The 20,284-nt window shown below is 36.1% G+C and carries 25 protein-coding genes and 1 pseudogene; 16 read left to right on the plus strand and 10 right to left on the minus strand.

Annotated features, from left to right (window positions below):
* The first annotated feature begins 96 nt into the window (after positions 1-96).
* Positions 97-213 (plus strand): DUF6254 family protein, encoded by a 117-nt coding sequence (locus FAR12_RS23795; RefSeq protein WP_221767354.1) that lies wholly within the window; start codon positions 97-99, stop codon positions 211-213.
* A 60-nt stretch (positions 214-273) separates the two neighbouring features.
* Here the strand turns inward: FAR12_RS23795 and FAR12_RS09310 are convergent, their stop codons facing one another.
* Entirely contained in the window at positions 274-459 is a 186-nt protein-coding gene (locus FAR12_RS09310) for a YkvS family protein (protein ID WP_126408422.1), read from the minus strand.
* Positions 460-648: 189 nt separating this feature from the next.
* On the minus strand, positions 649-1,014 hold the full coding sequence (locus FAR12_RS09315) for a PilZ domain-containing protein (RefSeq protein ID WP_126408423.1): 366 nt from the start codon (positions 1,012-1,014) through the stop codon (positions 649-651).
* A gap of 332 nt (positions 1,015-1,346) precedes the next feature.
* Between FAR12_RS09315 and FAR12_RS09320 the strand changes: the two genes are divergently transcribed.
* Both FAR12_RS09320 and ptsP read left to right on the plus strand, forming a co-directional pair.
* Positions 1,347-1,613 (plus strand): phosphocarrier protein HPr, encoded by a 267-nt coding sequence (locus FAR12_RS09320; protein WP_126408424.1) that lies wholly within the window; start codon positions 1,347-1,349, stop codon positions 1,611-1,613.
* Positions 1,613-3,331, plus strand: coding sequence for a phosphoenolpyruvate--protein phosphotransferase (ptsP, locus tag FAR12_RS09325; RefSeq protein WP_126408425.1), 1,719 nt, complete (start codon positions 1,613-1,615; stop codon positions 3,329-3,331). Before FAR12_RS09320 ends, ptsP begins: the two co-directional genes overlap by 1 nt.
* Positions 3,332-3,591: 260 nt before the next feature.
* On the opposite strand, the gene FAR12_RS09330 is transcribed toward ptsP, so the two are convergent.
* Positions 3,592-3,945, minus strand: a complete 354-nt coding sequence (locus tag FAR12_RS09330) for a hypothetical protein (protein WP_126408426.1) — start codon at positions 3,943-3,945, stop codon at positions 3,592-3,594.
* A gap of 63 nt (positions 3,946-4,008) precedes the next feature.
* Between FAR12_RS09330 and FAR12_RS09335 the strand changes: the two genes are divergently transcribed.
* From FAR12_RS09335 to FAR12_RS09350, 4 genes are all read left to right on the plus strand, one after another.
* Positions 4,009-4,947, plus strand: a complete 939-nt coding sequence (locus FAR12_RS09335; protein ID WP_221767355.1) for an NAD(P)-dependent oxidoreductase — start codon at positions 4,009-4,011, stop codon at positions 4,945-4,947.
* Between the two features lie 74 nt (positions 4,948-5,021).
* Positions 5,022-5,201, plus strand: coding sequence for a hypothetical protein (locus FAR12_RS09340; protein WP_126408428.1), 180 nt, complete (start codon positions 5,022-5,024; stop codon positions 5,199-5,201).
* Between the two features lie 151 nt (positions 5,202-5,352).
* Complete coding sequence (locus FAR12_RS09345) at positions 5,353-5,835, plus strand: DUF2975 domain-containing protein (protein ID WP_126408429.1); 483 nt, start codon at positions 5,353-5,355, stop codon at positions 5,833-5,835.
* Positions 5,836-5,845: 10 nt separating this feature from the next.
* Positions 5,846-6,061, plus strand: a complete 216-nt coding sequence (locus FAR12_RS09350; RefSeq protein WP_126408430.1) for a helix-turn-helix domain-containing protein — start codon at positions 5,846-5,848, stop codon at positions 6,059-6,061.
* A gap of 101 nt (positions 6,062-6,162) precedes the next feature.
* On the opposite strand, the gene FAR12_RS09355 is transcribed toward FAR12_RS09350, so the two are convergent.
* The 3 genes from FAR12_RS09355 to FAR12_RS09365 all read right to left on the minus strand — a co-directional run bounded on the left by FAR12_RS09355 (position 6,163) and on the right by FAR12_RS09365 (position 7,984).
* The gene (locus FAR12_RS09355; protein WP_126408431.1) at positions 6,163-6,453 is read right to left on the minus strand and encodes a toxin-antitoxin system YwqK family antitoxin; all 291 of its coding nucleotides are present in this window, start codon (positions 6,451-6,453) and stop codon (positions 6,163-6,165) included.
* A gap of 80 nt (positions 6,454-6,533) precedes the next feature.
* A complete protein-coding gene (locus FAR12_RS09360) occupies positions 6,534-7,679 on the minus strand; it encodes an aminotransferase A (protein WP_126408432.1) in 1,146 nt (381 codons plus the stop codon).
* Between the two features lie 113 nt (positions 7,680-7,792).
* Positions 7,793-7,984, minus strand: coding sequence for a hypothetical protein (locus tag FAR12_RS09365; protein WP_126408433.1), 192 nt, complete (start codon positions 7,982-7,984; stop codon positions 7,793-7,795).
* A gap of 225 nt (positions 7,985-8,209) precedes the next feature.
* Here FAR12_RS09365 and FAR12_RS09370 point away from each other — a divergent pair, with 225 nt between their 5' ends.
* The 3 genes from FAR12_RS09370 to FAR12_RS09380 all read left to right on the plus strand — a co-directional run bounded on the left by FAR12_RS09370 (position 8,210) and on the right by FAR12_RS09380 (position 10,162).
* Positions 8,210-9,115: a chemotaxis protein gene (locus FAR12_RS09370; RefSeq protein ID WP_126408434.1), complete on the plus strand. Its 906-nt coding sequence runs from the start codon at positions 8,210-8,212 to the stop codon at positions 9,113-9,115.
* 68 nt (positions 9,116-9,183) lie between these two features.
* Positions 9,184-9,558 (plus strand): hypothetical protein, encoded by a 375-nt coding sequence (locus FAR12_RS09375; protein WP_126408435.1) that lies wholly within the window; start codon positions 9,184-9,186, stop codon positions 9,556-9,558.
* A gap of 61 nt (positions 9,559-9,619) precedes the next feature.
* Positions 9,620-10,162: a cysteine hydrolase family protein gene (locus FAR12_RS09380; protein WP_126408436.1), complete on the plus strand. Its 543-nt coding sequence runs from the start codon at positions 9,620-9,622 to the stop codon at positions 10,160-10,162.
* Positions 10,163-10,250: 88 nt separating this feature from the next.
* On the opposite strand, the gene FAR12_RS09385 is transcribed toward FAR12_RS09380, so the two are convergent.
* On the minus strand, positions 10,251-10,715 hold the full coding sequence (locus FAR12_RS09385) for a YkyB family protein (protein WP_126408437.1): 465 nt from the start codon (positions 10,713-10,715) through the stop codon (positions 10,251-10,253).
* A 387-nt stretch (positions 10,716-11,102) separates the two neighbouring features.
* Between FAR12_RS09385 and FAR12_RS09390 the strand changes: the two genes are divergently transcribed.
* Positions 11,103-13,226 carry a sensor domain-containing protein gene (locus FAR12_RS09390; RefSeq protein ID WP_126408438.1) on the plus strand — a complete coding sequence of 708 codons (2,124 nt, stop codon included), beginning with the start codon at positions 11,103-11,105 and terminating at the stop codon, positions 13,224-13,226.
* A 33-nt stretch (positions 13,227-13,259) separates the two neighbouring features.
* Here FAR12_RS09390 and FAR12_RS09395 read toward each other — a convergent pair whose 3' ends face one another.
* Positions 13,260-14,129 (minus strand): metallophosphoesterase, encoded by an 870-nt coding sequence (locus FAR12_RS09395; RefSeq protein ID WP_126408439.1) that lies wholly within the window; start codon positions 14,127-14,129, stop codon positions 13,260-13,262.
* A 481-nt stretch (positions 14,130-14,610) separates the two neighbouring features.
* On the opposite strand from FAR12_RS09395, the gene FAR12_RS09400 reads away from it, so the two are divergent.
* Both FAR12_RS09400 and FAR12_RS09405 read left to right on the plus strand, forming a co-directional pair.
* Positions 14,611-15,822, plus strand: coding sequence for an EAL domain-containing protein (locus FAR12_RS09400; RefSeq protein ID WP_126408440.1), 1,212 nt, complete (start codon positions 14,611-14,613; stop codon positions 15,820-15,822).
* Between the two features lie 81 nt (positions 15,823-15,903).
* Entirely contained in the window at positions 15,904-16,137 is a 234-nt protein-coding gene (locus tag FAR12_RS09405) for a hypothetical protein (protein WP_126408441.1), read from the plus strand.
* A 24-nt stretch (positions 16,138-16,161) separates the two neighbouring features.
* Here FAR12_RS09405 and FAR12_RS09410 read toward each other — a convergent pair whose 3' ends face one another.
* Together FAR12_RS09410 and FAR12_RS09415 are read right to left on the minus strand one after the other, a co-directional pair.
* On the minus strand, positions 16,162-16,404 hold the full coding sequence (locus FAR12_RS09410; protein ID WP_126408442.1) for a glutaredoxin domain-containing protein: 243 nt from the start codon (positions 16,402-16,404) through the stop codon (positions 16,162-16,164).
* A 32-nt stretch (positions 16,405-16,436) separates the two neighbouring features.
* Entirely contained in the window at positions 16,437-17,393 is a 957-nt protein-coding gene (locus FAR12_RS09415) for an MBL fold metallo-hydrolase (RefSeq protein WP_126408443.1), read from the minus strand.
* A gap of 192 nt (positions 17,394-17,585) precedes the next feature.
* On the opposite strand from FAR12_RS09415, the gene FAR12_RS09420 reads away from it, so the two are divergent.
* From FAR12_RS09420 to FAR12_RS09430, 3 genes and pseudogenes are all read left to right on the plus strand, one after another.
* The gene (locus FAR12_RS09420) at positions 17,586-17,822 is read left to right on the plus strand and encodes a YkuJ family protein (protein ID WP_126408444.1); all 237 of its coding nucleotides are present in this window, start codon (positions 17,586-17,588) and stop codon (positions 17,820-17,822) included.
* Between the two features lie 442 nt (positions 17,823-18,264).
* Positions 18,265-18,696, plus strand: a complete 432-nt coding sequence (gene cbpB, locus FAR12_RS09425; RefSeq protein ID WP_126408445.1) for a cyclic-di-AMP-binding protein CbpB — start codon at positions 18,265-18,267, stop codon at positions 18,694-18,696.
* Positions 18,697-18,764: 68 nt separating this feature from the next.
* Positions 18,765-20,275, plus strand: a pseudogene (locus FAR12_RS09430) (MDR family MFS transporter).
* Positions 20,276-20,284 lie beyond the last annotated feature (9 nt).

Here is a 20,284-nt window from a genome sequence, read left to right on the forward strand (position 1 = left end):
ACAATCCTTTCTAACTTTTAAAAAGTAAAGTATTGTTTCGAATAGAATCAATTCTATTAGTCCATTATATAGGTTAGTGGAAGGGAGGACAATCATTTGACGAAATCACAGAGAGAAAAGGAAAGAGCTTGGAACATAAGAAAGCAAGAGCAAAATCCTCATGGTAAGGTGAAGTCCTTAAAAGAACTTTCAAAAGAAAAAAATGAAGGATAGTTCGTGGTAAGACATACAAAAACCCTATCGGATAACGTATAGGGTTTTTGTTGGGAAAGCTTACAGACTAGGTTTGATTACCTTGTAATTTTTATGATTGACCACAGTTCTTTGTTCGAGTTCAAGGTCGCGATAGTTATCCATATAAGTTAAATCAACAATAACTGAGTTCTCATTTACTTTTTCTACTATCCCTTGAAGTCCGTCTCTAAATTCTATAATGTTTCCAACCTCGGCCTTTTTCATTCCAGTCTCTCTCCTTTTTCTCCGAAATGACAATTTATATGTAACAGTTTGCACTAAAATCTACCATTCGTAAAGAAAAAACAGAATATTTTCTTGACTTAAATTAAATTTCTAATTAATATTATAAGTTTTTTCGCAACCAAAGACCTATCCAGTGATAGAAATACACTTATTTAGACCTATAAAACATCATTTTTGGTTTCTTGCGAATTCTTTCAATTCTTCTACTATTACCTTCTTTGTTTCATCATCATCTAACCCTTCTAAACCATAGGAGAAAGTGTATGGACTGATTCGTTTTTTCCATTTTGGTTGGGCCAGGATTGAAATGTGCTTCTGATTCAATAGAAAGTTAACCTCTATTAAAAGATCGTTCTCGTTGATTGGCAAATCCAGAGGAGAAAGAAAGCGGACTCCATTCGGACTTATATCAACAATGGAAGCAGTACCTTCATTTGAGGTACTAGATCTTTTATTTACTCTTAAGATTTTGAAGGTGCCTTCGATGGGCGTTCCGAAGGTAAAACGGAAGGGCTCGTCTCGTCTATATGGCATTAGTTTAATCCCTCTTTAGCTAAGATTCATGTCAAACATCATACCGTTATTTAATCGACTGATCAATGGAAAAAGTATGACAATTAAAAATTCTATTTTTTAATGCGATTTTTTTGTAAAAAAGTTAAGAGTTTGTTATTCTTTTCACAGGTACTTTTTTTTTTCGTAAAAAATACTTCAATTCTAGTTAAAAAGTTCCTATAATGTACATGAATAGTGTTTATATGTTTACAATAATGAGGGTAGGATTTCCCTTAACTAAAGTGAATTTATGACACACAATTATTCATTACATCTAAGTATATTAATTAAGATAAGGGGTTTGATTAAACATGGTAGAAAAGCAATTTAAAGTTATCGCTGAAACAGGAATTCATGCTCGTCCAGCAACTCTATTAGTTCAAACTGCAAGCAAATTCGAATCTGAGATCCAGCTTGAATATAAAGGAAAGAAAGTTAACCTAAAATCAATCATGGGTGTTATGTCTCTTGGTATCGGTCAAGGTGCTGACATTTCAATCAGTGCAGAAGGTGCAGACGAAGAAAATGCACTTCAAAGTCTTGCTGAAACAATGCAAAAAGAAGGGTTAACAGAATAATGAGCTTTTTACAAGGTATCGCTGCATCAAGCGGGATTGCTATTGCAAAAGCATACCGCCTAGTAGAGCCAGATTTGTCTTTTGAAAAAAAGACAGTCGAAAATGCGGAAGCTGAAGTTGCTCGTTTTGATGCTGCTATTGCACAATCGAAAACAGAATTAGAGGCAATCCGTGATAATGCTAAGGAAAATCTAGGTGCTGATAAAGCAGCTATTTTTGAAGCTCACCTTCTTGTCCTTAGCGATCCGGAATTACTTTCACCAATTCAGGATAAAGTGAAATCTGAAAAGGTAAATGCTGAGGTTGCTTTAAAAGAAACAGCTGATATGTTCATTACGATGTTCGAATCTATGGATAATGAATATATGAGAGAAAGAGCAGCTGATATTCGTGACGTAACGAAACGTGTTCTTTCACACTTACTAGGTGTCAAAATTGTTAATCCAAGCATGATTTCTGAAGAAGTTATCGTAGTTGCAGAGGATTTAACACCTTCTGATACAGCTCAATTAAATCGTCAGTTTGTAAAAGGATTTACTACGGATATCGGTGGTAGAACTTCTCACTCTGCGATTATGGCTCGTTCTTTAGAGATTCCTGCAGTTGTTGGTACAAAAGTGGCAACTAAGGACATTCAGAATGGCGATTTAGTTATTGTTGATGGATTAAAAGGTGAAGTCCATATTAATCCAACTCCAGAACTAGTTGAGCAATATAAAAAAGAAAATGAAGCATTCGAAGCTCAAAAAGCTGAGTGGGCAAAGCTTAAAAACGAAAAAACTTACTCTCAAGATGGACATCATGTAGAGTTAGTAGCGAACATTGGTACACCGAAGGATCTTGAAGGTGTCATCAACAACGGTGGAGAAGGCGTTGGTCTATACCGTACAGAATTCTTGTATATGGGAAGAGACCAGCTTCCTACTGAAGAAGAGCAGTTCGAGTCTTACAAGGCTGTTCTTGAAGGTTTAGCTGGAAAGCCTGTTGTCGTTCGTACATTGGATATTGGTGGAGATAAAGAATTACCGTATTTATCTTTACCGAAGGAAATGAATCCATTCTTAGGCTTCCGTGCTATCCGCCTATGCCTAGAGGAAAAGGATATGTTCCGAACTCAATTAAGAGCGTTACTTCGTGCAAGCACATATGGAAACTTGAAAATCATGTTCCCGATGATTGCTACCCTTGACGAATTTAGACAAGCGAAAGCGATGTTAGAAGAAGAAAAGGCGAAGTTAATCAGTGAAGGTGTGGCAGTTTCTGAAGATATTGAAGTAGGTATCATGGTTGAAATTCCTTCTACAGCAGTATTGGCTGACCAATTTGCGAAAGAAGTTGATTTCTTCAGTATTGGTACAAACGATTTAATTCAGTACACAATGGCTGCTGACCGTATGAATGAAAGAGTTTCATACTTGTACCAGCCTTACAGCCCATCCATTTTACGTTTAGTAAAAATGGTTATTGATGCTGCTCATAAAGAAGGAAAATGGACAGGCATGTGTGGAGAAATGGCTGGAGATGAAACAGCTATTCCGCTTCTACTTGGTCTTGGACTAGATGAGTTCTCTATGAGTGCTACTTCTATTTTGAAAGCACGCGCGCAAATCCGTCATTTAAGTAAGTCTGATATGGAAAAAATGGCAGAGCAAGCATTGCAACTTCCAACTACTGAGGAAGTAGTGAAGATTGTAAAAGAAGCAGCTAACTTAAAGTAATAGGTTTATGATATTTAAAAAGGGGTAAAGAAGGATAGAGTCACTAAGTGTATCTATTTTCTCCCTTTTTTGGCCGACTGGAATTATTCTGGTCGGTTTTTTTGTATTTATTCGATAGGAATGTTGAGTTCCACTCCAGGCAATCGCTTTCCGCGGGGCGGTCGGTAAGCCTCCTCGGCGCATACGCGCCTGTGGGGTCTTACCTGACGGCTACTCCCGCAGGAGTCTCTTGCCTTCCTCTCCACTCAACTTGCTAACAATCACTCAAAAACCTCATATTCTCCAGTTAGATTCTTTGCTAATACTATTTCTTGGTTTCCTTCTACGGTGTATATTTCGGTGCCTGTTTCGAGGTAGTTGGAAGTGAGGTGTTGTTGCGGGCGTAGTTGGATAGGAATTTTATCTTTTATCGTTCCGATAAGTTCTAGTGGGGTAATTCCTAATTCTTGGGCTGTGCTTCCGGTTGATTGCATTTCTTTTCCGTTAACAAACAGCAAAGCTTGATATTGGGTTTCTGAAAGAATGTCATATTGGTTGGTAGCTTCATTTTGCGAACAAGCTGTTGTTAGCGATGTTAGCAATAGTAGTAATAGGACGATGTTAAGGATTTTCAAATTAACAACTCCTCTTTTGGCCTATTTTACCATTTTTAAATCATCCTTCACTAATCATTGTGCATGTTAATATTTGAATTGAGTGATAAAATGGAGACAAATACATATGAGAGGGGATTTATTATGTTGACAAAAGATAATACGGTTGTTGGGTTTATTGGAACTGGTGTAATGGGAAAGAGCATGGCGACGAATCTTTTAAATGCAGGCTATCCCGTTGTAGTGTACTCGCGGACGAAGGAAAAGGCTGAAAGTTTGTTAGAAAAAGGGGCTAATTGGGCTGAATCTCCAAAAGCTGTGGCAGAAGAGGCGAATGTTATCATTACGATTGTGGGATATCCTACTGATGTAAGAGAGGTATATCTAGGAGAAAACGGGTTAATTACAAATGGGACAGAGAATACATATTTAATTGACATGACAACTTCTACTCCAAGTTTAGCAGAGGAAATTTATGAAGCTGCGAAAGGTAAGGGAATGCATGCTCTTGATGCGCCAGTATCAGGCGGGGATGTAGGAGCTAGAGAGGCGAAATTGTCCATTATGGTTGGTGGCGATGAAAAGGATTTTGAAGCAGTGCTACCGATTTTACAAACTTTAGGTACGAATATTGTTTATCAAGGAAAATCGGGAGCTGGACAGCATACGAAAATGGTCAATCAAATCGTCATTGCTTCAGGGATGATCGGTGTTAGTGAAGCACTAGCTTACGCAGTAAAATCAGGGCTCAATCCAGAAAATGTATTGCAAAGTATTTCGTCCGGAGCTGCAGGGAGCTGGTCCTTATCGAATTTGGCTCCAAGAATGATTCAAGGAAATTTTGAGCCAGGCTTTTACATTAAGCATTTTATTAAAGATATGACGATTGCTTTTGAAGAAGCAGAGAAGATGGGAATGGAAGCACCAGGTTTATCCTTAGCCCTTTCTTTATATAAGCAATTAGCAGAACAAGGCGAAGAAAACAGCGGGACACAGGCGTTATATAAATATTGGAAAGAGTAATATAGGTTATAATACGCATAGTTTCTCTTTTTAAATTCAAAATAGTAGTGATTTAAAAAGAGGAGGTGTGACGTGTGGCTAAACGTACAAAGAAGCATGATGCGAAGCAAAAAAACAAACAGGGATTTGATTCGGCAACGATGAATCAAGAGTTTGCTGAAGAAGTGGGAAGTCATGACACGAATCAACTTCATAAGTCAAAGGCCAAAAAGGCAAAAGCAGGTAAGAACAACGGCAAATATAAAGGCCAATAAATATATACTTAATTTAGTACATCACTTCTTGAGAGTGGTGTACTTTTTTTGTGGATATTTTTAACAAAAATATATTCAATATAAATTTATTGTAAAACGATAAATTTTATGTTAAATTCATTATGAAAATAAATTAGAGAGGTGCTTTTTTATGAAACAAGGATCAACACTCTTTTTAAAAATAGCTGTGATTCTTATAGGAATCCCGGTTCTTGCTTTATGCATATTTTTTGTACCTGCAATAGGGAATTTTGCAGCTGAATTGTATCCAGATAGTAGTTATATAAAATATCTTGTATTCCTCGATCTGTACCTAGCAGCGATTCCTTTTTATTTTGCTCTTTTTCAAGCGTTCAAACTGTTAACGTATATTGACAAGAACAACGCATTCTCGGAACTATCGGTTAGAGCCTTAAAAATGATTAAATATTGCGGAATCGCCATCAGTTTTGTGATTGCAGTAGGCATGCCCTTATACTACCTAATTGCAGAGAAAGATGATGCCCCAGGTCTTATCTTAATCGGATTGGTCATTATTTTTGCTTCGATAGTGATTGCGGTCTTTGCTGCGGTTCTTCAAAAGCTGCTAAAAGATGCAATTGATATAAAATCAGAAAATGACCTAACGGTTTGAGGTGATATAAATGGCAATTATAATCAATGTTGATGTAATGTTGGCGAAAAGAAAAATGAGTGTGACAGAACTTTCGGAGAGGGTTGGGATTACAATGGCTAACCTTTCTATATTGAAAAACGGAAAAGCAAAAGCGATTCGTTTGTCCACTTTAGATGCAATTTGTAAGGCTCTAGATTGTCAGCCGGGAGATATTTTGGAATACAGAAGTGATGAGGAGTCTTAAGAAACTTTGCAAAAAAAGAGCGATTGTTCAAAATGAACTGCACCCCAATTATTAGACATAAATCTAACTTTTGGGGGTCACTTCAAAAGGAACAGTCGCTCTTACTTGTTTTGAGATGTATTTTTTTTATCTCGATTGGTAGTTTTGTATTTTTGTCCCTTGCTATCATAGGTGACCCATTCACCAACTGGATCGCCCATGTCAAAATACCCTGAACGCTTCATAGTTCCATCAGCGCGATACCATTCCCAATATCCATCTGGCTGATCATCAACCATTTTCCCCTTTGACCAAATGGTTTTTCCATTCGCATGGTATTTGATTGTGTAGCCATCAATTACTTCTTGCTTCTTGTCTTTTGGTTGTACCATATCACAATTTTCATTTTCCATGACTTTACCTCCGATAAACATATTTATCATCAAAAAGGATAGATCGCTGTCGTTCTATCCTTTTAGTAAGCACTAGTTTTTTACTGTCTAAAAAAAGTGTCCATCCGATTCATCGCTTCAGTGAGTGTTTCCATCGAATAAGCAAAGGACAAACGAATATAGCCTTCACCTAGTGGTGAAAAGGCGCTTCCTGGAACGACAGCCACACCAGCCTTTTCTACGAGCGATAGGGAAAAATCAAATGAATTTGGATATTTCTCTGGGAGTTTAACAAAGAAATAGAATGCTCCATCTGGTTTTACAATATCAAGTCCCATTTCCATCAAGCGGTTAAATACATATTCGCGTCTTAACACATACTCTTTTTTCATTTCTAAAGCATCATCTTTTCCAAGTGTGAGTGCCTCTAGTGCTGCTGCTTGAGATATAGAAGTTGCACAAGATACATTATATTGATGCACTTTTAGGATATGCTTTGCTAAATATTCTGGAGCGAAAATAAATCCGATTCTCCATCCTGTCATCGAATGAGACTTAGATAAACCATTAATGACAATCGTTTGTTCCTTTAAAATGGTTCCAATTGAAAAATGTGCGTGGTCATACACGAGCTCACTATAAATTTCATCTGCCAGAACAAAAATATCTTTTCCTTTAACAAGCGATGCAATCTCCATAATTTCCTCTTTTGTTAAGCTAGCTCCTGTAGGATTAGAAGGGTATGGCAAGACGATACAACGTGTTTTATCTGTTATATATTTTTCGATAATATCTGCAGTTAAGCGAAATTGATTGTTCGTTGTATCAGCGTAAATAGGCTTCGCTCCACATAATCGAATGATCGGCTCATAGCCTGGATATACTGGCCCTGGTAGAATTACCTCAGTGCCTTCCTTTAAAATGGTACGAAAGGCGATATCAATCGCTTCACTCGCTCCGATAGTCGTAATAACTTCTGTTTCTGGATTGTAGGTAAGGTCATACTTTTCTTTTACAAATGTAGCAGCAGCCTGTCTAAGCTCGAGCATCCCAGCATTATGGGTGTAGGATGTAAAATTCTCGTCAATCGCTTGTTTACCAGCCTCTTTAACATGAGCAGGTGTAGGGAAATCTGGCTGGCCAATTGTTAATGAGATCATATCCTTTGTTCCAGCTACTAGATTGAAAAATTTACGTATCCCTGAAATTTCGATGTTTTTTATATTTTCATTGATTAAGTGTTCCACAAATTTCACTCTCCGATACCATCCGTAATGATATCTATTTTAGCAGAGAGAAATTCTTTTGTAATCCCAGGGCAAAAAAATCCCCCATGTGATTCATGGGGGACAAGAAGGGATTAATATCCATAATCCCAATCTATTTCTTCTGCATGCCAAATGACAGGAGAGACTAACCTTAGGTCAACTTTCTTTTTATTCAATGTACATCCACAATGCTCTTCCTGAAGCTCTTCTAACACAGATTGATCGACATTCTCCATAATGGTGACAATTTGCTCATTTTGAAATAGAATGGCAGTGCCTTTCATTTTGAATTTGTCCCTTCGTTTTAGAATAAATTTGCTATTAACAATTGCATTGTATTATCCGATAAAAAGAATGTCTACACTATAGTGAAAAAGTTCACATAATTTTAAAATTACGATGCAAATAGTTACATTTTTTTACGAATTGCTTAAAAAATTGAATAAGCACTTTTAACTATTCGTGGTATAGTAGCTATATATGTATTTGGAAGGAAGGACGAGCAAGAAATGGAAGAAAATAGAGGTATTCTTTTAGAAAGTGGTACAAACGAATTAGAAATTGTTGAATTTAGTATCGGAAAAAATAAATTTGGAATCAATGTAATTAAGGTGAAAGAAATTATTAATCCAGTTGCAATTACACAGATTCCTCATGCTCACCCAAATGTAGAAGGAATTATCGAGCTTCGTGGTGAAGTTTTACCAGTAGTTGATGTGGCAGCTGCCTTAGGATTCCCAAAGTCAATGAATCCAGAACAAGATAAATTTATTGTTGCTGAATTCAATAAACAAAAGGTTGTTTTTCATGTTCATACTGTGACACAAATACACCGTATTTCATGGGACAAAATAGAAAAGCCTTCAGATATGTATCAAGGTGCGGATAGTCAAGTGATTGGTGTCATCAAGATGAACGGTGAAATGATCCTTTTACTAGACTTTGAAAAAATCGTTGTGGAAATCAATCCTGAATCTGGGATCAATGTTCAACAAGTAAAGAAATTAGGAGAAAGACAACGTTCAAATAAGCGTTTAGTCGTGGCAGAAGATTCTCCATTACTTAGAAAACTTCTACATGATACTTTGGCAGAGGCTGGATTTAATCAAGTTGAATTCTTTGAAAATGGCCGCGATGCACTCGAGTATTTGGAAAGCGTAGTTAACTCGGGTAAAAAGGTTACAGATATTATCCAACTAGTAATCACTGATATTGAGATGCCGCAAATGGACGGACATCATTTAACAAAACGAATTAAAGAAAATGATGAACTAGCAAAACTACCTGTCATCATCTTCTCATCTCTCATCACAGATGACCTTAAACACAAGGGACAAATGGTCGGAGCAGATGCACAAATCAGTAAGCCAGAAATTGCTGAACTAGTACTACACATCGATAAACACATACTATAAAAACATTCTAGGACCTACAGATGAGCATTTAATATCTGTAGGTCTATTTTATTTAAGGAGTTGATTGGGTGAGAAAAAAAGTTATTTTTCCCTTTACTTTAATCATCATCTTTTTTTTAATCATCTTTACTATATACGGGCGCGCAATTTTCCAAGAAGGAAATCCACTTCCCATCGTAAAAGCCATTATTCAACTAGAAACATCAGACTCCGACTACATCCAATATTCAAAAAAGCCACTTAAATATATCTCAAAATCAAGAATTGATAGAGAATTAATGATCAAAAAATATATGGAAAAAGACAAGTGGAGCTACATAGAACAACTGGGAGGTGGCTATATCTTCACAAAAGAAAATGAACAAGCGATCGTAGTAACCAAACAATACTCAAGCAAATATTTTGTTTGGGAAGTACCGGAAGAAGCAAGTATAGATAAATAAAAGGAATTTCACGTTTAATAGAGAAGTTATAGCTCATAACTGCGTTGGGGAAGGTGAAGAAATGAAAGCACTATTAGTAATTGATGTACAAAATGGAATTGTTGATTTTGGTGATTTCAAAGAAGAACTTGCATTGATAGAAAATGTAATTAAGGATTTTAGAGAAAATAATAATCCTGTAATTTTTATCCAGCATTATGATAATGAAGAGGAAAGCCCATTGAAGAAGGATTCAATTGGTTCAGAAATACATAGTTCATTAAAAGACTACGCTGAATACATAATTGAAAAAAATACGCCAAGTTCATTTTTCAATACGGAACTTTCTAATGTGTTAGAAAAATTAGGTGTAAATCATCTCTTTATTACAGGATTTAATACAGAGTTTTGTTGTATGTTCACAGCAATTTCTGCCTTTGATAGAGGCTATAAAGTGACATTTATTGAGAATGCCACCGGAACTGTCAGCAATGATGAATCATATGATATGCCAGGTTTGGATATAAGAGATTTCGTCGGAACCGTCTTAAATTGGTCTAACGTAATAGAAGTATTAGATTATGAAGAATATGTTGAGGAATATAAAATAGAGAACTCTTTTTAGGAAACGAGATCTACTATAATATCAACAAGCATAATTTTCAGTGCAAAAAAACTGTTAACGGAATCGTCAACAGTTTTTTCTATGTTCATTAAAAATAATTTTCCCCGAGCTTTTTAAACACAGGTTTCTCATACTTTCTTTTTCTTGGTTGCGAAGGATTGTTTTCTTTCATTCCAGTATAAAAACAGAGTAACTTTTTTGCTTCACTCAAAGAAAGATGAGCTCTTGGATTCCGCACATTTTGGTCTAACTTTCCTAAATGGGGCAAATAATGAAAGTCGCTTTTTGAAGGAGGCAAATGAAAAGAATATTTGCCACATACAACTAAAACATCAGACTGCTGCTGACTATACTTCGGATTATTGGAAAAGTGAAGACCCACCTTTTTCGCTTTTCCTTCCTTTAGTAACTTTTGTAAGGCATCATGCTTTAACCTGTATAGAAATTTTGGGTCAGGAGCAGTCTTGGCATGACGATTTACAATGAAGATAGCTTGAGAGAGGTTTTCAATCGTTGGATTCAAATGAGAGGAAGAATTCCGTTCTCGATTCAAAGTGCTAGCTCCTTTCGAATAATTTCATTATGCATTATTATACTCTTTTTTTTATGAAAATGGAAACTCTTCTGGATAAAATGTTGGAATGTAGAAAATTCTGTGACTATTTTCACTCCTTGGCAGAGCGAAGTGAAATATTATGATAAAAAAGCGAATTTGACGTATTATTTTTCAAAAAACTTTCGTCAATTAAATAGGCGATTTTCAATTTAATGTTCGTTTCTTCCCGTATAAATAGTAATAGTAAATTGATTCTAGTAAATAAGTAATGGTATAATAATAAAAAACTTATTAGTTTATTCAGATAATAAATACATAGAGACAGAGAAAAAAGGGTTTTCAGTGTAGCGTATAAAACCTTTGCAATGGAATGAGGTTGGAAGAATGGATCCTCTCTTAGAGAGAATGGGGAAAATTGAGCAAACAAGAAAAGTCAGCAAAACAGTAGAAAGAATTATCTACAATTTAATATTTAATTATGTTAAACATATGGTTTATGTTATGAAAGTAGAAAAGGGTCCAAAATTTCGCTACCTATTTGTCAATGAAATGGGATTGCTATATGCTGGCTTATCAGAGAATGCCATTGGTAAAACGATGGATGAGGTTTTGCCCCATGACCGTTATATTGAAATACTAAAAGGATATGAGGACGTATTAAGCACGGGTGAAATTATTACATACTCAGACCATCTTAAGTTTCCGAACGGGAAAATGGGATTTGCAGAATCTATCTTAACTCCTGTGAAGAATGAGAAAAACGAAATTAAATATATTGTTGCAGTTACGAGGGATGTTACCGATTTAACGGTTGAACGAAATCGCTTAATCAATGCAGAGCAGAAATATCGTTCCATTGTAGATCATAACTTAGATGGTGTTTTTACCGTTTCCTTAGAAGGGAAAATACTAGAAGTTAATCCTGCTGGACAAAAGCTGTCAGGCTATACAAAAAAACAAGTGAGCAAACGTTCTTTTTATGATTTATTACCAGAGGAAGATGTTCAAAAATTTAGGGAACTATTCAATAAAACAACAACATCAGGGTTGGCTCAAGAATCACTGGATTGTCGTGTTATGCATTCAAAGGGGTACTTTTTAACGACGCAAATAAAAATTGTTCCGATTGTAATCAATTCTGAGATTACAGGTGCATATGTGATGACAAGGGATATTTCCGAGCAAGCTGAAAATGCAGAAACGATCAAATATATGGCATTTCATGACCATTTAACAGGACTATACAATCGTAGAGCATTATTAAATGATTTAGAGGAAGCGATTAAAAAGAATAAAAAGACTTCTGGAACGTTTGCTTTGCTATCAATTGACCTTGACCGATTTAAGTACTTAAATGATACGCTAGGTCATCTTGCAGGTGACCAGATTTTAATTCAGGTCGCAGAACGTTTAAGTGAATATAGCAATAGAAATGTCAAAGTATATCGGCTAGGTGGAGATGAGTATAGCATTCTATATGTTGGAGATAGAAGAGGGGCCACATATCTTGCACAAAAGATTCTAAATCTCTTTTCAAAATCCTTCTATTTGAATTATCAAGAGTATTTTATTTCACCAAGTATCGGAATTAGCATGTATCCGAATGATGGAAAAAATGCTGAAATGCTCATAAAAAATGCAGATGAAGCACTTTTTAGTGTGAAAGAGAGAGGGAAGGCTCATTTTCAATTCTATCGTACGGAAATGAACTCTGCTGTCTCCCATATAGTCGAATTAGAGACACATTTGCGGAAGGCGTTGGCTAAAAAAGAGTTTATCTTGTATTATCAGCCACAAGTAGATTTAGCATCTGGTCAGGTCAATAGCTTTGAGGCTTTATTACGTTGGAATAGCAAAGAACTTGGAATGATCTCTCCAAATGATTTTATTCCACTTGCTGAAGATACAGGTCTTATTGTTCCTATTGGTAATTGGGTAATTGACACTGCATGTAAGCAAATTAGTGAGTGGTCCTCATTAGGGGAAAGTGGAATAAAAATTGCTATAAACATTTCGCCAAAACAATTTTTACAGCCTAAATTGGTAGAAACTATCAAAGAATCAATTGAAAAATATGAGATTGAACCATCCTTACTAGAAATTGAAATTACCGAGGGTGCGATGCAGGATACGGCAGAAACATCTCCTATTTTGAAGAGTCTGAAGGAACTTGGTGTAACAATCTCAATCGATGATTTTGGGACTGGTTACTCTTCCTTAAACTACATCAAGCAGTTTCCAATTGATGTATTAAAAATTGATCAATCGTTTGTTCGAGATGTCATTAGCAATGAAAAAGATGCAGCTATTACGACAACGATTATTCACTTAGCCAATAGTCTTGGATTAGAGGTAGTAGCTGAAGGAATTGAAGAAAAGGAACAAGCTGATTTTCTTATGAAAGCAAACTGTCACAAGGGACAAGGGTATTTATATTCTAGACCGATCAGTGCGCAGGATGTGGAATTCAATTTGTTTAAGAGCAATAATGCAATTGTCATAAATTAATACAAAAAAATGGCTAAATTTTTAGCCATTTTTTTATTCATTCATTAAAGTAAAAACAGTTAACTCAGGAGGAGAAAGAAATCGAAAAGGCAATCTTGTCGTTCCTAAGCCCCGATTTACATATAAAGTGAGTGGGTTCACATTTCCGATTGTATAGAATCCTTCAAAATACTTTTCGCCATATGGAGGCTTAACGAGCGCACCAAGAAACGGAATTTGGATTTGACCTCCGTGGCTATGACCACTTAATTGGAGTTGAATTTTAAAGCCTTCTGCGATATCAGCCAAATCAGGTGCATGAGACAGAAGAATTTTATAAGACTCTTCGGGAACATTTGCTGTAGCAGCAGATATATCAGGGGTACCAAGCATGGCATCATCAATCCCTAAAAGATAGATGGCTTCTCCTGTTTCTTTCGAGATTTTAGTAGATTCATTTAAAAGAAGTTGAAAACCGGACTTTTCAATCATATTTCGATAAATATCAGTACCATAACCACCATGGTCATGATTTCCATATACAGCATATTTTCCAAAAGGAGCTTGTAGTCTTTGTAAAATCGCTACGGCTTTGTCTGGTTCCGTATACTTATTTGGTTCATCAAGTAAATCTCCAGTGAAAAACAAGATATCAGGCTTAATTTCATTTATTTGGTCTACTAATTTGTCTAGTTGCTCTAATGTATATTGAAAACCTAAGTGAGTGTCACTAAATTGAACAATTTTAAAATTATGGAAGCTCGCGGGAATATCATTATGTAGGATTTGAAGTTTATTGATTTTTAATAGCTTTGGTTCAATTCTCCCTGCATATGTATATCCTCCAGCAGCAAAGCAAATAGTTGCAAAAAATGATCCTAGAAGTCGTTTTAAAAAGGATCTTCGAGTTACCTTTTTCGGCATTTTTTCTACCAACCTAACATTCAGATTCTGATAAACTTGCATGTTGATTGCGCTAAAGGGAGCTAGCCGACCAAGGAGACCTCGTAACTATTCAGCATCCTAAAAGTAACTCCAATCAACATTATAGGACTTGTACATTATTTTTATGACGTTAAAAACAACCGTCACTTATATAGGATTTTGTCTTATTTCTTATGTTAACAAACAATTTCGTGAAAAAGAAGGGTGTTTTCTCTTATAATCCGCTTTCAATTTATACGAAAATTCATGCATTTATGCTAAAATTAATCTGAACTTCACTTCATCTTTTTGTGAGATAAGTGTGGAGAAGCTTCAACGAATTCTGCAACGCGCGGCTTTTTATTTTCGGAGTTAGCCTCAATATTTAAATCCTTCTCTAATTATCCGTTTTTGTTAACAGCTCGTACGAAACAGCCATCTAATTACGTGGTATAATCTTTTATCATAAGGAGGGATGCAGATGGATGCATTGGATATCTTAACAGACCTAGATAATGTTGTGCCTTTCTTTCAACCGATATTCAGTGCCGATGAACATCGTGTAGTTGGCTATGAAGTTTTAGGTAGATACAAAAAAGATGACAGCTACATTAGTTTAGGCCCATATTTTCTAGATGAAACTATCCCTGAAGAATATCGCCTCGATTTAGATAATACTGTTTTAAAGAAAGCACTCGAGCAAGCTTCTTCACTTGATGAGGATGTGATGTTATTCATTAATCGAGATGCAGACCTCTTACTGTATGATGACGAATCGTTACTTGAGATTCTTTTAGGTTATGATAAGCAAGGCGTGAGTGTTGATCGAATTGTTATTGAAATTTCTTTAAATAAGAGCCAGGAAGATATTGAGCGTCTTGGTCATTTAATTACATATTACAAAACATACGGAATTAAAATCGCCTTTGATAAGCTAGGGGACAATAGCCATCAAATCGATCTGATCGGGCTAATTTCCCCTAATATTTTGAAAGTGGACCTTCAGGCACTTCGTTCCATTAATTTGGCGCCAAGCTTTCAGGATATTATTTATTCTTACTCACTTTTAGCGAGAAAAATTGGGGCAACTTTACTGTTTGAAAATATTGAAATGGTATATCAGCTGCAATATGCATGGAAAAATGGAGGTAGGTACTATCAAGGTTATTACTTGCAAAAACCTGATGCTCGATTTGTTGATCGCAATGTTCTGAAGGAAAAGCTGAAAAAAGAATGTCAAATGTTTATCAATAGCGAAAAGAAAAAGCTTGAAGCTCAATTCGAGCAAACGGAAGGTTTTCAGACAAAAGTAACAGAGCTTCTCCAAAAACATCGGAAAATAGAAAAATATGAGGAATTGCTGAAGGTTCTTGCAAAGGAAATGGAGCAATTCGCTTTTCGAATGTATATTTGTGATGAAGATGGTTTTCAGCTTTCTCCAAACATTTTCAAAGATCAATCTGGATGGCTCATTCAAGAAGGATATTTACACAAAAATTGGAGCTGGCGACCGTATTTCCTTGAAAATATTCTGAAGATGCGTAAAGAAAGAAAAGGGATCTTATCTGATTTATATAGTGATATTGAAACAGGAGAAAGCATTCGGACTTTTTCCTATCCATTAAAGGATAAACAATTTCTATTCATTGATATTTCTTATGATTTCATCTCAGATCATCATGAATTACTTTAAATTGGTAACCGTGTGAGCGTATAGTGAGCCCCAATCCAAGGAAACGTAACATTAATACAATTCCTTAAGGGTGAGATGTACATGAGCACATACATGCTTGTATTAGCAATATTTGTTGTTGTAGTGATCATATTTGCATTGGGGTATACTGCCGCTGTAGCAAAAAGTCAAAGACGATTAAAAGGTGAACTCGATACAGCAATTCCTGGACGTGTACAAGAAGGGATTTTTCAAAAGAATCCTGTTTTCTTGACCTATTTGTTATTCTTTGTTTTGGTACTTCTAATCATCTTAATTGCAGTATTAAATTGGTAAGGGCCTCATTTTTGAGGCCCTTTTTCATCCTTCAATTTGGAGGATTTCCTTCAGCTTTTCGATATCAAAGCCAGTAACGACATTTTCGTTATTTATTACAAAGGTCGGTGTTGAAAACGAGTTGTATTTTTTGATGAGCTCATTTCGTGCATGGCTATCCTTTTTGATATCCTTTAGCTCATAGTCGAATCCGTATTCTTTTAAAAAGAGCTTTGCAATTTCACAAGGGGGACAATCTGGTTGCGTGTACATCGTAATCGTAGTCAAAATTCTTTCCTCCAAAATCAATCTTTCTCTTATTATAAATGATTTTGTTTATGAAGATAATCAATAAGTCCCATTGAACAGACTTCCATGTCCAATGTAAGGAGTTTATGTACTTCATGAGAGCGGGGAACACCCCGTTCTTCGAGATGTGATGTTACTTTTTGTATTAATTCTTCAGCAGTAATCCTCGCTTGTTCTTCGGGCGTTGTTCCTTCCGAATAGCCTTTCTTTCCAGCCTCTATAAATTTATCTAACCAAAAAGTCACCTGCTTATATACCTCATCTGGATTTTTTGACAAGCCATAATGACCAAAAAAGATTCCATTTAAATTCAGGTTTTTACATAATTCAATTGCTGCAAGCATTTTACTTGGATCAAACTGATTTGGAGAGGTACTGGGCAAATAAAATTCAACTCCTTCTTCAATCAAAGTTGAATAACGGATTCCAACAGTATCGCCGGTAAACATTCCATTCGCCTTTGGATGATAAATACTAAAGTGATGATTGGCATGTCCAGGAGTGTCATAGAAGGTTAGGGTGCAGTCTTCACTAATCGTAAGTGTCTCCAGATTATGTTTTTCAATGAGGCAATTTTCAGGAATTGGGATAATTGGGTCGAAGAGAGTATCAAATTTGTCTCCGTACACTGCACGAGCACCGGCAATTAATCTAGAAGGGTCAGCTAAATGTCTTTTCCCCTTAGGGTGCACAATTACTTTTGCTTCTGGGCAGTCTTGTAATAACAAACCTGCGCCTCCGGCATGGTCTAAGTGAATATGCGTGACAATGATATATTTAATATCTTTAGGTGCATAGCCCAATTCATGGAGGCCATCAATAATATAGGGAACGGAAGGACTCGCACTTGTTTCAATGATTGTTAATTCGCTTTCAGTTAACACATATGTACCTGTTCGCTCATGCAAATTTAGATCAAATCCATCGATTAAGTAAATATTATCCGCAAGCTTCTCAACTTTTTTCAAAAAAAATCCCCCTTTTTACAGCTTTTTCATGTACAAACATCTTTCATTATTTTATTCTGTTAATACTGGCATGTAAAGGGAACAGAAAGAATTTTCTGAAATTAATCCATATGGATAATAACATGTCAAAAGAGAAACCTAATTGTAAAGCGTTAAGCATACACTGGTTTTGTTTTTGAAAGGAGAGGGAATATGTCACAGCTTCAAGGAATCATCACACGTTTAAAAAGTCTTCAGGAGCAGGGAAGCAGTGGAGAATCTGCACAACGTTTTTTTGAGGTGAATGGAGAACGAAAGTGTCAGGTTACATACCATCCGAAAACTGAAACTTTTGAGTTAGAGGTTTATTACGAAAAGGAAAAGCCAAAACGTTATCAATTTGATAATATCGATATGATCACAATCGAAATCTTTGACCTAATTCAGTAATGTTTTTTCCCGTAGCGTAGCGTAGGGAAAATAACATACCTTGATCTTTTCGCGACGTAGCGAAGGGAAAATAACATACCTTGATCTTTTTGCAACGTAGCGTAGGGAAAATATCTTTCCTTGATCTTTTTGCAAAGCGAAAATATCAATTCTTAAAAAAGCGGAATGAAATAACTGATTATAACAAGAAGTTAGGGTGATGTATTTGTTGCCAACTGTGAAATGTCCGAAGTGTCACTTTGAGGTAGAAATGGATCATGTGTTAACAGCTCAATCTAACCAAAATGTTATATATAAATGCCCAGAGTGTCATTATGAAGTCAGGAATATTCAAACAAGCAAAGGATAGTTGGAAATTTTTTAGGTGTTTATACAAGGTGTCAAACACGAAACTGTGATAGAATAAAATAGGAATGAAAACAATGATGGGGAGTTTTCGACTATGGTAAGTCTACACAGTGAAGAATTTTTGGAGATTAACATTCAAGAATTAATGATTCCTTCCGAACGTGTTGCTCATGTTCAAGTGAAGAACAGCCTAGAGCATGCTCTCTTAGTACTGACCAAAAGTGGTTATTCAGCTATCCCAGTGCTTGATCCGCAATTTAAGCTACACGGATTGATTAGTACCCCATTGATTATGGATGCAATCCTTGGTTTGGAAAGAATTGAATTTGAGAAATTGGAAACACAGTGCGTCGAGGAAATCATGAATCAGGAAATCCCAAGAATTCAGATTGATTCATCGCTTAAAACATGTCTTAGCTTGTTAATCGATCATCCTTTCCTTTGTGTGGAAGACACAGAAGGACTTTTTGAAGGAATATTAACAAGAAGAGCCGTGTTAATTCAGCTCAACGAGAAGAATGCGTAATAATACAGATAATCAGTCATAAGCCTCCTAAATTTAGGGGGCTGAATTTTTGTTAGTAGAGGTGTGAAATGGAAGAAGCGATACATAACCCATTGATAAAAAATAGTAAACAAACTAAAAAACCATTCGTATTAGCTGCGGTAATGTTAGCCATGTTTATGGCTGCCATCGAAGCGACGATTGTAGCAACGGCAATGCCAGCGATTGTAGGAGATCTCGGGGGATTTGCTCGCTATAGCTGGATTTTTTCATCGTATCTCTTAATGAATTCAGTAACCGTTTTAATTTATGGTAAACTGTCAGATTTATATGGCAGGAAGCCAATCCTTATCTTTGGTATTATTATCTTTTTAATCGGTTCGGTTCTTTGTGGATTTGCCGAAACGATGACGATGCTGATCATTTTTCGGTTTATTCAAGGATTTGGCGCAGGGGCAGTCATGCCTATTGCTAGTACCATCGTTGGTGATATATACACGATAGAAGAAAGAGCAAAAATTCAGGGGTATTTATCTAGTGTTTGGGGAATATCAGCTATTCTAGGACCAGCCATTGGAGGAATTCTTGTACAATATGTAAGCTGGCAATATGTTTTTTGGATTAATGTTCCACTAGGTATTTTGGCGATGATTGGACTTATATTATTTTTACATGAAAATGTTGAAAAGAAAAAACATAAAATTGATTTCCTAGGAGCGTTCCTACTAACGACTGGAATCTCAACCTTAATGCTTATTTTAGTAGAAGGTGGAACTCATTGGGCGTGGAATTCTGGACCAACGATATCACTAATTATAGTTAGCGTGACTGCACTCATTCTATTTATCTTCCAAGAAAGAAGAGCCGCAGAACCAATGATGCCTTTCTCCATTTGGAAGGAAAAATCGATTTTTATTGCCAATGTAACTTCCTTGACAACCGGTGTCATGCTGATTGGATTATCTAGTTTTCTCCCAACCTTTGTTCAGGGGGTTATGGAAGAAGCTCCGATAATTGCTGGATTTACGTTAACTACGATGTCCATTGGGTGGCCAATTGCATCTACAGTGGCGGGAAATATGCTTCTGAAAATTGGTTTTAGAGTTACAGCATTAATTGGTGGCGTTGCACTCGTCATTGGAAGTATTGTTTTCGTTCTGTTAACTCCAGAAATGGGACCGATATGGGCAGCGGTTGGCTCCTTTTTTGTCGGCATAGGGATGGGGATGACAACCACTTCGTTTATTGTATCGATTCAGAGTACAGTTTCTTGGGAACAACGAGGTGTTGCAACGGCATCGAATATGTTTATGCGTAATCTTGGTAATACGATCGGAGCAGCCCTTCTTGGAGGAATTCTGAATAGCCAAATGATTGCTTATATGAAAGAACATGGTAAAGGAATTTCAGAAGATTTAACGCTTGACTCAGCCAATATTTTATTAAATGAAGAGCAGAGAAGCGCACTTTCAGAAGGCGTGAAAAAATACTTCAAGATGGTTTAACTATATCGATTCACACGGTTTACTTAACCGTCCTTGCTTTTGCATTGATTAGTTTTATTCTCATTGTATTTCTCCCAAAGAAAAAGCAATCTTAATAAAGAAGG

Origin of the sequence: Bacillus yapensis (genome assembly GCF_005280205.1) — a bacterium.
In the GTDB taxonomy this organism is placed as follows: domain Bacteria; phylum Bacillota; class Bacilli; order Bacillales; family Cytobacillaceae; genus Robertmurraya; species Robertmurraya yapensis.